Raw genomic sequence first — 13,917 nt, 5'->3', positions numbered from 1 at the left:
GCGTGGCCGTCCCCCGTCCTTCCCCACCGGCAGCGGCCGGCCGACGCCCACCCGCCGCGCCCGCCGACCCCAGGAGGTCCCGTAGTGGCTGAGCAGAACACCGTCCCCGTCCCCGTCCCCGTCCCCGTCCCCGGCATGACCGCGCCCCCGGACGTGGTCAGCACCATCGCCCTGACGTCATGTCAGGACACCGCGCACCGGTTCTGGTTCCGTGAGGAGGAGGGGATGGGCTCGCTGTCCCTGGCCGAACTGGACCGTGGCGCGGCCCGGGTGGCGTGCCGTCTGCACGCCGCGGGTGTCCGGGCGCGGGACCGGATCGGGATCATGTCCCGGAACCGGATCGAGTGGGTGCTCCTCGACCTGGCCGCGGTCAAGCTGGGTGCGGTCGTCGCGGGTGTCGAGCCGGGTCGCTACGAGCCCGAGCAGGTGATCGCCGACTTCGGTCTCACCTTGCTCTTCACCGAGAACGAACCCGAGCGGGGCGCCGTACGGGACATCGGTGGCGTCCGCGGATGGGCGCAGGACGAAGGGGCCGACCCCGCGGCACTGCCCGCCCGGGAGGCCTACGACCCCGCGGACGTCTTCGCGATCAAGCAGACCTCGGGGAGCACCGGTGTGCCGAAGGGCATCGAGGCGACGGTCGCCAGCGTGAACCGGTCGATGGCCGCCGTCCAGGAGATGTTCCACCACGGGGACGGGGACAACGTCCTGGTGTTCCTGCCCACGCGATTCCTCCAGCAGCGGTACTGGATCTATTCGGCGCTGGTCAACGGACACGACGTCACCCTCGCCGACCGGGTCACCGTGTTCGAGGTGGCGCAGGCCGTCCACCCGACCGTGATCATGGGTGTGCCGGGTTTCTACGAGCAGGTGAAGGCACGCGTCGAGGCCGCCGGCGCCCCGGCCGACCCGGCCGCGCGCCGCGCCGCAGTCCAGGCCGAACTCGGGGGCGCCGTCCGCTACCTGTGGACGGGCTCGGCGCCCGCCGGGCGGCCCATGCTGGACTTCTTCAACGACTGCGGCGTCCCGCTCTACGAGGGGTACGGCCTCAACGAGACCTGCATCGTCGCCAAGAACCACCCGGGGGCCGTCCGGGTGGGCAGCGTCGGCAAGGTACTGCCGCACAAGCGGATCCGCTTCGACAAGGACGGCATCCTGATCGTCGGCGGCCTCGACCCGGTCAACACCCACTACACGTGGTGCGGGCCGGGTGCCAACGAGAAGGTGTACCTGCCGACCGGCGAGGTCAAGACCTTCGACATCGGCCATGTCGACGAGGACGGCTTCCTCTACATCGACGGCCGGGTCGACGACATCGTCACCCTGAGCAGCGCCCTCAACATCCTGGTGCCCCTCGTCGAGGAGCGTCTGCGGGAGATACCGGAGATCCACGACTGCGCCGTGTTCGGTGACGGCAAGCCCTACCTGACGGCCGTGGTGTCACCGGCCGCCCCGGACACCGACCCCGAGTCCCTGGCGGACGCGGTCAGCCGTCTGAACGAGCAACTGCGCTACGAGCAGAGGATCTACGCGGTCGTGGTGGCGGGCGAGCGGTTCTCCGTCGACAACGGTCTGCTGAACGCGCAGTTCAAGCTGGTGCGGGCCGAGATCGGCCGGGTTTTCGGCGAGGATCTCGACCTCGTCTACCAGAAGCACGCGGTGTACAACGACGGCTCCACGGACGGGGCCCCCGTCCTGGTGACGGCGGCGGTCGGCAGGCCGCGGACGCAGAAGGCGGAGGAATGATGAGCTGGGAGAAGCTGGCGAACACGGTGCTGTCCAACGACCGGGTGACGCTGCGACGGGTGCGGATCGGCGACGTCGAGGAGTTCTCGGGCATCGCCTACGAGCCCGAGACCTGGGAGTACTTCGTCACGCGTGTCAGCTCGCCGGAGGATCTCCACGCGTTCGTGGAGACCGCGATCAAGGACACCCTGAACGGCAGCCGTATCGTCTTCGCGATCGTCGACAACGCCACCGGACGGATCGTCGGCAGCAGCGCGTACGGAAATCTCGCCGAGGCGGACCGGCGGATCGAGATCGGCTGGTCGTGGGTCTGCGGAGCGGCCCGGGGCACGGGTGTGAACCGCGCCGCGAAGCTGGCACTGCTCGACCACGCGTTCTCCGAACTGGGCTGTGAGCGCGTCGAGTTCAAGACGGACGTACGCAACGCCCGGGCCCGGCGTGGGCTTTCCGGCATCGGTGCGACCGAGGAGGGCGTCCTGCGGAGCTTCAACTACATGCCCGGAGGCCGCCGCCGCGACGTCGTCTACTACAGCATCCTGCGCGACGAGTGGCCCGACGTGCGCCGCGAGCGCTTCGGCCAGGTCGACGCGGGCTGAACCGGCACCAGTCAGCAGCACGTTCACAGGGGGGATGGACACGGTGGACACGGAGGACTTCGTCTTCGAGGGCGACGGCCGGAAGCTGGCCGGCACCCGTACGGCTCCGGTCGACGGGTCACGGCCCACCGTCCTGGCCCTGCACGGTCTCGGCGTCACGTCGAGCCGCCACCGCATCCGCTACCTGCTGGACGCCCTCTCACCCCACGGCCACGGATGGCTCACGTTCGACTTCTCCGGCAACGGGGACAGCGCGGGCACCCTGGCCGAGTCCACGCTGCGCGGACGCATGGCGGAGACGCTCGCCGCGGCGGCCCAGTTGGACACCGCCGCCGCGCCCGTACTGCTCGGCACGAGCATGGGGGCGCATCTGGCCGCGTCGGCGGTGCCCCGGCTGCGGCCCCGGGCGCTCGTGTTCTTCTGCCCCGCGGCCTACCCGGCCGACGCCGCCGACCTGCGCTTCGACGGCAGCCTCACGAAGCCGGGCCGCTACCCGGACTCGCCTGCCTACGCCGGCCTGCGCGAGTTCGACGGCGACCTGCTGATCTTCGTGGCCGGTGAGGACCAGGTGGTCGCTCCCGCGGTCGTCGACGGATATCTGGAGAGCGCGCAGCGCGCCCGCTCGACCGAGGTCGTCCGGCTGGACGGCTACGACCACTTCGTCCACCGACGGCTGCCCGACCACCCCGAGGACCGGGACCGGGTGGTGCGGGCGACGCTGCGTGTGCTGGCGGCGGACGCTCCCACCTCGCAGAGGAGTTGACCACGATGGCGATCGAACCCAACTACTTGAAGCGCCGGGACGTGGAGAGCCTCAGGGCGGTGGAGGCCGCCTTCCGCGCCGGTCCACTCGCCGACGCCCTCGCCTCGGCGCCGGACATCGAGCGCCGCCGCGGTCTGTCCCGCGAGGAGTTCGACAGCGAGTACCGCGCGAAGGGCCGACCGGTCGTCCTCGAGGGGTACGCGGCCCACTGGCCGTCCGTGCGGACCTGGTCCTTCGACTCCCTGGCCGAACGCTGCGGCTCCGTCCCGGTCGTCGTGGACAGCTACAGCAGCAAGGCCGCCAGGTCGACCACCTTCGGCGAGTTCGTGACGCTGCTCAAGGAGAGCGCGGGCACGGGTGCTCCCCCGATCTACCTCCAGGAGTGGTACTACAAGACCACCGCCCCGGAGCTGGCCGACGACATGCCCGAACTGGACATCGCCCAGTACGACTTCCGGCGGAACCTGTACGGCGACGCGGCCTCGACCAACCACCAGCTGTGGCTGGGGCAGAAGGGCGGGATCACCCGGCTGCACCAGGACTCCTACTCGGTCGACGTGCTGCACGCGCAGATCGTCGGGGAGAAGCTCTGGTACATCATGGGCCCCGACTCCGAGCTGCTGCCCGGCCCCGACGGTGAACTCGACGTCCGGGCCCTGCTCGACTCCCCCGCCACCCAGCTCACCCGGTTCGTGCTGCGACCCGGTGACGTGCTCTACCTGCCGGCCTGGTGGTTCCACCGGATCGAGCTGCTGAGCGACTCGATCGGGCTCGGCCGCAAGGCCCTCGACGAGGCCAACCTGCGCCTGCACGTCCGCCAGCGGATCGGTGAACTGCTCGCGCTCGCCCTGAACCCGGACGAACTGCGCAGGACGCACTCCGAGCTGTTCGACGTCGTGATGGCCCGCGGCCGGGCCCTGGCCCACCAGATGGACATCGACCTGTCCAGGTTGCGGCAGTGAGCCGGACACACCACCGACGCTCCGCGACGGCGAGCGACGACGAACTGGTCGGGAGGCAGACCCGGTGACGGGACGACACGTACTGCTGGTCGGCGGGCGGGGCCACGAGCTGCCCAAGGTACGCGGGCTGGGCATCCGCTACTCGATGGTCCAGATCCCCGAACGGGCCGACCGGGAACACGCGGCAGCGGCGGAGAACTACACCGTGCTCGACTACCGCCGGCTCGACACCATCCTGCCGGTCGTCCGCGCCTGGCACGCGGCGGACCCGTTCGACGCCGTCCTGTCGTTCACCGAGTACGGCCTGGAGCCGGCGTCCCGGTGCGCGATCGACCTCGGCGTGGCGGGCGACAACCTGGCGGCCGTCCTGCTCACCCGGGACAAGACCAGGACACGCGAGTCGCTGGCCCGCCACGGGCTGAGCCCCGTACGGCATCGCCTGTGCGCCGAACCGGCCGAGGCACGGGAGTTCATGGCCGGCCTCGGCGGCCGCGCGATCGTCCTGAAGCCGCCGGCCGGCGGTCTCAGTGAGGGCGTCTACCTGGTCGGCAGCGAGGCCGAGCTGGCCGAGCGCTGGTCCTGGACCACCCGGTGGACCGACGGACCGGTTCTCGCCGAGGAGTACCTCCAGGGCCCCGAGTTCAGCGTCGAGTCGGTGTCCCAGGACGGCAAGCACGAGATCGTCATGGTCACGGAGAAGTGCACCTTCGGAGCCCCGGGCTTCGTCGAACTCGGCCACCAGATGCCGGCGCGACTCGACAGCGCCGACCGGGAGGCGATCGACTCCCTGGTCCTCCGCTTCCTCGACGTGATCGGGCAGCGGACGGGCCCCGTCCACACGGAGTTGCGTCTCACGCCGGCCGGCCCCCGGCTGATCGAGGCCCAGACGCGGGTCGGCGGCGACCAGATCTGGGAGATGACCGAACTGGTGACGGGTGTCGACATGATCGCGGAGACGCTCGCCGGACTGCTCGGTCTCCCGGCTCCCGCCCGTACCCCACGCGCCCGGGCCGCGGCGATCCGCTTCCTGGCCTTCGAGAACACCACCGTCACGGCTGTCCGGGGCCTGGACGAGGCCCGCCGGGCACCCGGCGTCCTGAGGCTGCTGTGCACACTGGCCCCCGGACGCACCCTCGGTGCCGTCCTGTCCTCCGATTCCCGGCAGGGCTACGTCCTGTGCGAGGGCGAGGACACACCGGACGCGGTCGCCAAGGCCGAGGCCGCACGCGACCTGGTGCGGATCGAGCGGGCCCCGCTCGGCCAGGCATGAGGCCGGACGACGCCATGGAGAACACCGCGGGCGCCGGGCGCACGAGCGCCACCCGCTCCATCACGCTGCACTACTTCATGACCAACCTGGGCCTGTTCGGCCTGCTGTCCACGCTCGCCGTGTCGTTGACGGCGGCCGGGTTCGACGGCGGGCGGACAGGTCTCCTGGTCCTCGTCTTCACCATCGCCAACAAAGTGTCCAAGGTGTTCCTCGCCCGGTGGCTGGACAGGATCTCGGCGGCCCGCTCCGTCCTGCTGGGCTGCCTCACCGCGGCCGTCGGCTTCCTGGGGCTGCGGATCGCCGGCGGCCTGGCCGCGACGGCGGCGACCCTGGCCCTGGCCGGCCTCGGCGTCTCCGTCAACGCCCTTGCCAGCAAGCAGCTCGCGGCCGACGCCAGCGACCGGTCGGGCGACCGCGCCCGGATCTTCTCACTGATCAACGTCGCGGTGAACGTCGCCTCCGCGGTGGCGGCCCCCGTCGCGCTGTTCTTCGTCCAGCACCACGAGCACGGACAGGTGCTCACCGCGGTCGCCGCGATCTACTGCCTGGCCGGTGTGACCACCTACCTCAACTACCGCCTGCTGATGCCCGACAGCCCGGTGCGGGCCCCCGACTCCTCGCTGCGCGGCTACCTCACCGTCCTCCGCCTGCCGGGCATGCGGCCGTTCATGCTGATCAACCTGCTCGGCTGGTGCTGCTACGGCCAGCTGTTCAACGCGCTGGCCCTGCACGTGTCGGCCGTCCCGGGCGCGAGGGACCGGCTGGGCTGGCTGTACACGCTGAACGCACTGCTCATCGTGGTGGCGCAGCTGGGTGTCACCCGCGTCGCCGAGAAGCTGTCCAAGGGCCGCGGGACCGTCACCACCGTCGCAGCGTACACGTCGTTCGCGCTGGGATTCTTCGCGGTCTACCTGCTGCCCGGCTTTCCGGGGGCGGTGGCCGGCGTGGTGCTGTTCACGCTGGGCGAGATGATGTTCGTGCCGACCATGGACGTGCTCCTGCTCGGCCTGCTCGGTCAGCAGAGCCGGGCGCTGGGCTACGGCGTGTTCTCGATCGCCAACGCCGTCGGCGAGGGCGTCGGCGGCGGCCTCGGAGTGGCGGTGTACCGGTGGCTGGCCGGCAGCGGGCACGGCCCCGACTTCTGGCTGATCGCCACGGCGCTCGCCGTCGTGGCCGCGGCCCTGGCCCGGTGGCTGAGCGTCACCAACGGGAGCCTGCGCTCCCTTTCCTCCCGCAAGGAGCCCAAAGTGGCGGCCGACTGAACGGGGCCGACCGGTCCACGACGCGAAGGGTGCGAGATGCGAGTTCTGGTGGTGGGCACCAACCGGATGTGCCACGACCGTCTGCACACGCAGGGGCACGAGCTGGTGCTCCTGGTGCCCCGGGGACGGGCCAGTCCGCAGGACCCGGCCGGGCCCTACCGGCACGTCGTCGTCCTCGACGACGAGGCCGACATCGGCCTGTGGACCGGTGTCGCCCAGGTGTTGCACGCCGCCGCGCCGTTCGACGCCGTGACGGCCTTCAACGAACACACGTACCGCATCGTGCGCGCCGTCAGCGACCGGCTGGGCGTACCCACCGTGGTGGACGTGGAGCTCTTCGAGCGGGTGCTGGACAAGTCCAGGACCCGGGAGATCCTGGACAAGCACGGTGTCCCGGGCTGCCGTCACCGTCTGGCGCGCGGTCGCGATTCCCTGCCGGCCGCCATCCGGGCGGTGGGCCTGCCGTGCATCGTCAAGCCGGTCGACGGCGAGGCCAGCGCCGGGGTCGCCAGGATCGACTCGCCCGCCGATGTCGACGCCGCCCTGCTCCGTCTGGGCGAGGAGCAGGTCGAGCGGGGGGTCGTGGTCGAGGAGTTCCTGGTCGGTGCGGAGTTCAGCGTGGAGGCCGTGTCGGTCGGCACCCGCCACCACGTCCTCGCGATCACCAGGAAGTTCAGGGACGACCGGACGTTCGTCGAGCGCGGGCACCTGGTCCCGGCCCCGCTGGACGACGCCGACCGGGAGGCCGTCACCCGTTACGTCGAACGCGTCCTGGACGTGCTCGGCTTCCACGACTGCCCCTCGCACACCGAGATCGTCCTGACGGACCGGGGGCCGCGGCTCATCGAGACCCACAACCGCATCGGCGGCGATGCGATCATGGACCTGGTGGAACTGGCCACCGGGGTGGACGTGCACGACCTGGTGGCCCGGCAGAGCATCGGTGAGGACGTCTCGGCCCTGTTGCCGGAGCCCGTCACGGCGCACCGCGGCGCGGCCGTCTGGTATGCCGACCCGTCCGGCCCCCCGACCAACACCCTGGTCGAGGTGCAGGAGGTCGAACGCGTCCGGCGCCTGCCGTCCGTGCACCGGGTCGACCTGCTCAAGCAGCCGGGTTCCCCGCAGACCGCCGTCCTGCAGAGCGGGGACCGCTCCGCTCGCGTCCTGACCACCGCCGACACGCCCGCGGAGGCACTGCGCCACGCCCAGGAGGCCGTGCGTACGCTCAGGTTCGTCTACCACTGGTCCGCACCGGCCACGGAGCACGGGACGGTGTGACCGCCGGGGCCGCCTCGGTGGGGCTGCCCCCCGCGCCGTGGCGGTGGCAGCCCCACCCGGGGTCACGCGCGTCGTGCGTGGGCGAAGCCGCGCCGGTGCCAGAGCAGGCCGCCGGAGTGCGCGGGCTCGCCGCTGACCTCGGTGACCCGTCCGACGAGGATCGTGTGGTCGCCTCCCTCCATGAGCTGGTGACGGACGCAGTGCAGGGTGAGCGAGGCGCCGGCGATCACGGGGGCCCGATCGGACCGTGCGCCGAGGGAGAGGCCGTCGAAGCGGTGCTCGGCCGGGCGCCTGAAGTGTTCTACGAGGTGTTCCTCGCCGGGGCCGAGCAGATGGACGGCGAAGTCCTCGGCCACGGTCAGCACGTCGTGGGTGCGTGAGGTCCGGTCGAGGCAGACGAGGAAGAGCGGCGGGGTCAGCGACAGGGAGCTGACGGCACTCGCCGTCAGGCCGCGCGGCCTGCCCTGGTCGTCGTAGCAGGTGACGATGGTGACCGGGGCGGCCAGGGCGGACATCGCGGCGCGGAAGGAGTCGGCGAGACCGGGCCGCGCGTCGGCCGGGGCCTGGTCGGCCAGCAGGGCCGGGCTCACCGTGCCACCTCCAGCGGGCGGGCCAGGCCGTGCAGCCAGCGCCCCTCGGGGCGGCCGGTGAATCCGGTACGAGCGTCCCAGCAGACCCGGCCCGCCTTCACCGTGGTGGTGAAGCGTCCGGTGAAGGTCCAGCCCTCGTACGCGGACCAGCCGCACAGCGCGTGCACGTCACGAGCCGAGAACTGCCACCGTGCCGAGGGGTCCAGGAGGGTCAGGTCGGCGTCCGCCCCCGGTTCGAGCCGGCCCTTGCCCGGCAGGCCGAAGAGCCGGGCGGGCCCCTCGCCCATGAGCCGGGCCAGGTGCGCCGCCGCCGCGTCCGGACCGGTGCCCCGGGTGAGCAGGCCGGTCCAGACGCCGGTGGCCAGCTCCTGGACGCCGGGCAGGCCGGGCGGCGCGTCGGCCGGCGGGCGGTTCTTCTCCTCCACCGTGTGCGGGGCGTGATCGCTGCCGAGCGTGGCGGCCTCGCCGTTCAGCACCGCTCGCCACAGGCGTTTCTGGTCACGGCATTCGCGAATGGCCGGGGAGAGGCGGGTGCGCGGTCCACGCCGGGTGGTGTCGTCGTGGGTGAACGACAGGTGGTGGCCGGTCACTTCGAAGGTGAGCGGCAGCCCCTCGGCGGCCGCCGCCGTGAGCAGGTCGGCCTCCTCCGCCGAGGACACGTGCAGGACGTGGGCCTTCGTGCCGTACTCGCGGACCAGGTGGATGACCCGGGCCACGGCGACGATGCCGCCGGAGCGCGGGCGGTGCGGCTCGTACTGGGCGTACGAGTCGGGAGTGCCCGAGTCGGCGTCGAGGAGGTCGAAGACGTGCTGGTCCTCCGCGTGCAGGACGAGCCGGACGCCGCCGCGGGCCGCCGCGGCGAAGGCCCGCCGCAGCCGCTCCTCGTCCCGGAACACGACGGGGGCCGTGTGGTGGCCGGCCATGAAGATCTTCGCGGAGGTCGCGATCCGGGGGTCGAGCTCCGCGAGCAGCTCGGGACGGTCCGGGTCGGCGCCGATGTGGAAGCGGTAGTCGGTCCACGAGGTGCCTTCGATCAGCTCGGCCTTGGCGAGCAGGCCGGCCTCGTCCAGGGACGGCGGGCGGGTGTTGGGCATGTCGATCACGGTCGTCACGCCGCCGGCGAGGGCGGCCCGGCTGCCGTGGTCCCAGTCCTCCTTGTACTCGAGGCCGGGAGTACGGAAGTGCACGTGGGAGTCGATCAGGCCCGGCAGCACGTAACGGCCACGGGCGTCGACCCGCGGGCCCGCCGGCAACGGCGCGTCGGGCGGGGGCAGTTCGGCGATCAGGCCGTCGCGGACGACCACGTTCGCGTCGCGGACGCCGTCGGGGGTGACGACCCGGCCGCCCTCGACGACCAGATCGGCGGGAAGGTGCCCGGACACGGTGTTCAGCTGTTCCACGTCAGACTCACCAGTTCCTTGCAGAGGTCGTTGGTCGGTCCCATCAGGGCGACCGCGCGTGCGTCGCGGCCGTAGCGGTTGATCTCGTGCGAGGCGACATAGCCGGCCGAACCCAGCAGCCGTTCGACCGCGTTGACGACCCGTTCGGCGGCGGATGCGGCGAAGAGCTTGGAGTGCAGCGTCGCGATCCCGGGGTCGGGAGCGGTGCGCCGGCCGGCCCGTTCGACGATCGCCCGGGCCGCCTCCACCTCGCCCGCGATGTCGACCAGGCGGTGCCGGACGGCCTGCTGGGCCGTCAGCCCACGCCGCTCGGCGTGCTCATGGGCCAGGTCGAGCGCCGCCTGCGCGATACCGACGGACACGGCACCGAGCGTGGCGCCGCTGTCCCGGACGCCCGCGATGATCGACGCGGCGGTACCGACCGGCCCCAGCCGCGCGGTGTCGGGCACCCGGCAGTCGTGGACGGAGACGAAGCCGGTCGCCGAGCCCCGCATGCCGGTCAGCCGCAGCGAGGTGTCCGGCTCCAGCCCGGGAGTGTCCGCCGGTATCAGGAAGAACGTCTGGCCGGCGGCGCCGTAGCCGGTGTCGGCGGCGGCGTCCGGTGCCGGTTCCTCGCTCTGCGCCAGCACCAGGTAGACGTCGGCCAGTCCGGCGCTGGTGGTGAACGACTTGGCGCCGTCGATGATCCAGCCGCCGTCGGCCGTACGGCGGGCGGTGGTGGACAGGTTCTTCTTGTTCGCGCCCGCACCCGTCTCGCTCCACGCGGAGGCGGCGAGCCACTCTCCGCGGGCGAGCCGGGGCAGCAGCCTGCGGCGCTGGGCGGGACTGCCGTGTTCGAAGATGCGGCTGCTGACCGCGTAGTGCTGGAACAGCATGATCGACGCTGAGGCGTTCACCTGTGCCACCTGCTCGACGGCCGTGTTCAGGCCCTGGGCGTCGACGCCGGCGCCACCGTACTCGTAGGGCAGCGGCAGGCCCAGCAGCCCGGACTCGCGCAGCAGGGCCAGTGCCTGCCGGTCGGGTTCCCCGTCGGTGTCCGCGGTCCGCGCACAGGCGGCGAGGCGCTCGCGCAGCGCGGGCGTCAGCCCGGTGGCCGGCCGGGCGAGCGGCGCCCGGGTGAGCGTCGGCACGTCGGGCACGGTCAGGCTGTCAGCGGAAGCCATGACAACTCCTCAGAGGTGGAGGTGGAGGCGGAGGCGGGAAGGAAGGGGCCGCGGTAGTCGACCTGCTTGTCCGCCACGGAGATCCAGGCGAGCCTGCGGTCGCGGGGGCCGCCCGTCGTGCGGGCCGAGGCACGGACGGTGGCACCCGGGGTGCGCAGGGCGAGCATGCCGCCCTCCGGCTGCTGCGAGACACCGGACAGCAGGTGCGGGATGGTGCCCTCCACGGCGGCGCCCGCGGCGAGGCAGGTCGCGCCGGTGAGGGCCACCGTCGGATGCCAGGACGGTACGGATATGGCGCGGACGGCGAGTGCTCCCGGGCCGTCGGGAAGCAGCGCGGCGACCTTGGGGAAGGCGCCGGCGGTGTCCCAGCCCTGCGTCCGGCACACCGCGAGGCGCAGCCGGTTCATCCGGTCGAACAGCACGGGGTCGTCGGCGAACAGCTCCCGCACCGTGCGGACGCCGAGCTCGGCGGCGTTCACGAAGAGGTACGGGTTGCCCATGGAGACCAGGGAGACGGGGACCGTACGCTCCTCGAAGGGGATCCCGGTGACCGGCTCGCCGGTGATCAGCAGCTGCTCGACCGGCCGGGGTGGCGAGCACAGGAAGTGGGCCGTGAAGCGGGTGCCCTCCGGGGAGGTCTCCTCCGCCTCGCACACCACGTTGTCCCCGTTGTTGAGCACGTTCACCCGGACCCGGCAGCCCGGCACGAGCGGCTGGATCATGCCGGTACGGGCGGCGGCCTCCACCGCCGCCAGGATGGAGTGCCCGCAGGACCCGCGCAGGTCGAAGCTGTCGAGCCGGTCCGGCATGGACTGGACGAAGCGGTAGTCGAGGTCGAACAGGGGGTGGCGGGACGGCTGGACGAGCGCGTTCTTCAGGACGTCGGCGGCACCGTGGTCGGCGAGGACCGTACGCAACTGGGTGAGCCGTGCGAGCAGTTCCGGTTCCGACTCGGGCAGCGTGCGCGCGTCCACCACGGCCGTCGGGCAGGGGGTGCCGTGCGCCCGCGCGAGACTGACGCTCATGCCGCCTCCAGCAGGACGCGGGCCGGTGCGCGCAGGGCCGTCGGGGCTTGCGCCGCCGCGAAGAACTCCTGGCGCCACAGCTGGTGCGACATCAGCGACCACAGGGCCAGGGAGGCGGTGTCGCTCGGCCGGGCGGCCTGCTCGTCGAAGAGCGCGGCCACCCGTTCGGGGCGGATCCGGCCGTCGGCGCGCAGGGTGTCCGGGGAGAGCACGTCGCGGGCCAGGGTCCACAGCGGCTGGCCGGGGGCGAGCATCGCGGTGACCGGCAGGGTGAAGGGCTGCTTGGGCCGGTCGAGCACGCTGCGCGGGATCAGGCCCTGCGCGGCCCGGTACAGGGCTCGTTTCACGCCCAGGCCCGGCACCAGCCGGTGGGCGTCGGTGAGGGTGCTCGCGAAGCGGACGACGGAGGGCTGGCAGAAGGGCAGCCGGACCTCGATGGAGCTGGCCATCGACAGGTGGTCGACGCGCCGCAGGTGGTAGGCGGGCAGCCGGTAGCGCTGCTCGACGGCGGCGATGCGCTGCAGCCGGGTGCCGGGGCTGGTCCGCAGGATCCGGCGGATGTCGGCGGGCAGGGCGGAGCCTGCCGCGCGGACGGTGAAGGCGTACTCGTCGGTGTACAGGCTCTCGCGCAGCGCCCGCGGGACGGCGGCCAGGTGGTCGAGGTAGTCCTCCGCCCAGTCCGATCCGTGGTGGGCGGCGACCGCCTGGGTCATGCGCGCGTAGCCGCCGAAGAGTTCGTCCGCCGCGTCGCCGGTGAGGGCGACCTTGAAGCCGGCGTCACGCACCGCGCGGAAGAGGGAGAACGTGGACAGGGTGATGGGGTCGGCGTTGGGCTGCCCGAGGTGGCGGACCACGTCGGTCATCAGGTCGGGGAAGGTGGCCGGGTCGATCTCGACCTGGTGGTGGCGGGTGCCCGCGACGCGCGCCACCTCCGCCGCGTAGGCGCGTTCGTCGCTGGGCCAGGTACCGGTGTAGGCGATGTTGAAGGTGTGCAGGCTTCCCTGGCCGCCGGCGTCGTACAGCGCCTGGGCGGCGAGCGCCGTGACGAGGCTGGAGTCCAGGCCGCCGGAGGTGACGGCCGCGACCGGGGCGTCCGCCACCAGCAGCCGTGCCACCTCCTCGGACAGCAGGGCGCGCAGCTGCTCGCCGGCCTCGTCGAGGGTGCGGCCCTCGTCGGGGCGCAGGCCCTGCTCGTGGGCCATGGGACGGCGCCGGATCCGCAGTCCGTCCCGGTGGCTGACGACGGCGGTCGCGGCGGGCGGCAGCACGCGTATCCCGCGGAACATGGTGCGGTCCCCGAACGGGGTCTTGGACGTCAGGTAGGCGTCCAGGCCCGCCTCGTCCTCCTCGGCGCGCAGCCCGGTGAAGCCGAGCAGCGCGGGCAGCTCCGAGGCGAACCGGAAGCGGCCGGCGGCGCGTTCGTAGTGGTAGTAGAGCGGCTTCATGCCGGAGTCGTCGGTGGCGAGGACCATGCGCGGGGTGGACCGCAGGTCCATGACGGCGACGGAGTACATGCCGTCCAGCTGCTCCGCGAACCGGTCCCCGTAGGTCAGGTACAGCGCCGGCAGGATCGAGCCGTCGCACTGGTCGTCGAAGTGGAAGCCGCGTTTGGTCAGCCGTTCGCGCAGGTCGCGGTGGTTGTAGAGCTCGCCGTTGAAGACCACCGTGATCCGGCCGAGGTGGTAGGGCTGGGCGCCTCCCTCGGGGTCCATGATGGACAGGCGGTTGTTGCCCAGGGCCCAGTCGGCCCGGTGCGTGACGCCCTGGGCGTCGGGACCGCCGTGGAGCATCAGGTCGGCGACGCGGCGCAGTTCGGCCTCGTCGGAGTGGACGTTGAAGGTTCCGTATATGCGGCACACGCT

12 protein-coding genes are annotated in these 13,917 nt (G+C 72.3%); 7 read left to right on the top strand and 5 right to left on the bottom strand.

Annotated features, from left to right (window positions below; genetic code table 11):
* Window positions 1-84 precede the first annotated feature (84 nt).
* The 7 genes from ACZ3KP_RS05730 to ACZ3KP_RS05700 all read left to right on the top strand — a co-directional run bounded on the left by ACZ3KP_RS05730 (window position 85) and on the right by ACZ3KP_RS05700 (window position 7,877).
* A complete protein-coding gene (locus ACZ3KP_RS05730; RefSeq protein WP_467496661.1) occupies window positions 85-1,746 on the top strand; it encodes an AMP-binding protein in 1,662 nt (553 codons plus the stop codon).
* Window positions 1,746-2,342 (top strand): GNAT family N-acetyltransferase, encoded by a 597-nt coding sequence (locus ACZ3KP_RS05725; RefSeq protein WP_467496659.1) that lies wholly within the window; start codon window positions 1,746-1,748, stop codon window positions 2,340-2,342. Before ACZ3KP_RS05730 ends, ACZ3KP_RS05725 begins: the two co-directional genes overlap by 1 nt.
* 34 nt (window positions 2,343-2,376) lie before the next feature.
* A complete protein-coding gene (locus tag ACZ3KP_RS05720) occupies window positions 2,377-3,105 on the top strand; it encodes an alpha/beta hydrolase (protein ID WP_467496657.1) in 729 nt (242 codons plus the stop codon).
* Between the two features lie 5 nt (window positions 3,106-3,110).
* On the top strand, window positions 3,111-4,067 hold the full coding sequence (locus ACZ3KP_RS05715) for a cupin-like domain-containing protein (RefSeq protein WP_467496655.1): 957 nt from the start codon (window positions 3,111-3,113) through the stop codon (window positions 4,065-4,067).
* A 64-nt stretch (window positions 4,068-4,131) separates the two neighbouring features.
* On the top strand, window positions 4,132-5,337 hold the full coding sequence (locus ACZ3KP_RS05710) for an ATP-grasp domain-containing protein (protein ID WP_467496654.1): 1,206 nt from the start codon (window positions 4,132-4,134) through the stop codon (window positions 5,335-5,337).
* A 14-nt stretch (window positions 5,338-5,351) separates the two neighbouring features.
* Window positions 5,352-6,599 (top strand): MFS transporter, encoded by a 1,248-nt coding sequence (locus ACZ3KP_RS05705; RefSeq protein ID WP_467496652.1) that lies wholly within the window; start codon window positions 5,352-5,354, stop codon window positions 6,597-6,599.
* A gap of 36 nt (window positions 6,600-6,635) precedes the next feature.
* Window positions 6,636-7,877 carry an ATP-grasp domain-containing protein gene (locus tag ACZ3KP_RS05700; protein ID WP_467496650.1) on the top strand — a complete coding sequence of 414 codons (1,242 nt, stop codon included), beginning with the start codon at window positions 6,636-6,638 and terminating at the stop codon, window positions 7,875-7,877.
* A 62-nt stretch (window positions 7,878-7,939) separates the two neighbouring features.
* On the opposite strand, the gene ACZ3KP_RS05695 is transcribed toward ACZ3KP_RS05700, so the two are convergent.
* The 5 genes from ACZ3KP_RS05695 to asnB are packed head-to-tail and all read right to left on the bottom strand — an operon-like array spanning window position 7,940 to window position 13,914.
* A complete protein-coding gene (locus tag ACZ3KP_RS05695) occupies window positions 7,940-8,467 on the bottom strand; it encodes a flavin reductase family protein (RefSeq protein ID WP_467496648.1) in 528 nt (175 codons plus the stop codon).
* The gene (locus ACZ3KP_RS05690) at window positions 8,464-9,867 is read right to left on the bottom strand and encodes a dihydroorotase (protein WP_467496646.1); all 1,404 of its coding nucleotides are present in this window, start codon (window positions 9,865-9,867) and stop codon (window positions 8,464-8,466) included. The genes ACZ3KP_RS05695 and ACZ3KP_RS05690 overlap by 4 nt, the downstream gene beginning before the upstream one ends.
* The gene (locus tag ACZ3KP_RS05685; RefSeq protein WP_467496644.1) at window positions 9,855-11,030 is read right to left on the bottom strand and encodes an acyl-CoA dehydrogenase family protein; all 1,176 of its coding nucleotides are present in this window, start codon (window positions 11,028-11,030) and stop codon (window positions 9,855-9,857) included. Before ACZ3KP_RS05685 ends, ACZ3KP_RS05690 begins: the two co-directional genes overlap by 13 nt.
* Window positions 11,009-12,055 (bottom strand): PrpF domain-containing protein, encoded by a 1,047-nt coding sequence (locus tag ACZ3KP_RS05680; RefSeq protein WP_467496643.1) that lies wholly within the window; start codon window positions 12,053-12,055, stop codon window positions 11,009-11,011. Before ACZ3KP_RS05680 ends, ACZ3KP_RS05685 begins: the two co-directional genes overlap by 22 nt.
* Window positions 12,052-13,914, bottom strand: a complete 1,863-nt coding sequence (gene asnB / locus ACZ3KP_RS05675) for an asparagine synthase (glutamine-hydrolyzing) (protein ID WP_467496642.1) — start codon at window positions 13,912-13,914, stop codon at window positions 12,052-12,054. Before asnB ends, ACZ3KP_RS05680 begins: the two co-directional genes overlap by 4 nt.
* Window positions 13,915-13,917: the final 3 nt, after the last annotated feature.

Source organism: Streptomyces sp. NPDC020958, assembly GCF_055562175.1.
This window is presented reverse-complemented; position numbering and strand designations above follow the sequence as displayed.

Coding starts and splice junctions, on each gene's coding strand:
- ACZ3KP_RS05725 (WP_467496659.1), top strand. CDS start 1,746: ATGAGCTGGGAGAAGCTGGCGAACACGGTGCTGTCCAACGACCGGGTG.
- ACZ3KP_RS05720 (WP_467496657.1), top strand. CDS start 2,377: ATGGACACGGTGGACACGGAGGACTTCGTCTTCGAGGGCGACGGCCGG.
- ACZ3KP_RS05715 (WP_467496655.1), top strand. CDS start 3,111: ATGGCGATCGAACCCAACTACTTGAAGCGCCGGGACGTGGAGAGCCTC.
- ACZ3KP_RS05705 (WP_467496652.1), top strand. CDS start 5,352: ATGGAGAACACCGCGGGCGCCGGGCGCACGAGCGCCACCCGCTCCATC.
- ACZ3KP_RS05700 (WP_467496650.1), top strand. CDS start 6,636: ATGCGAGTTCTGGTGGTGGGCACCAACCGGATGTGCCACGACCGTCTG.
- ACZ3KP_RS05685 (WP_467496644.1), bottom strand. CDS start 11,030: ATGGCTTCCGCTGACAGCCTGACCGTGCCCGACGTGCCGACGCTCACC.
- ACZ3KP_RS05680 (WP_467496643.1), bottom strand. CDS start 12,055: ATGAGCGTCAGTCTCGCGCGGGCGCACGGCACCCCCTGCCCGACGGCC.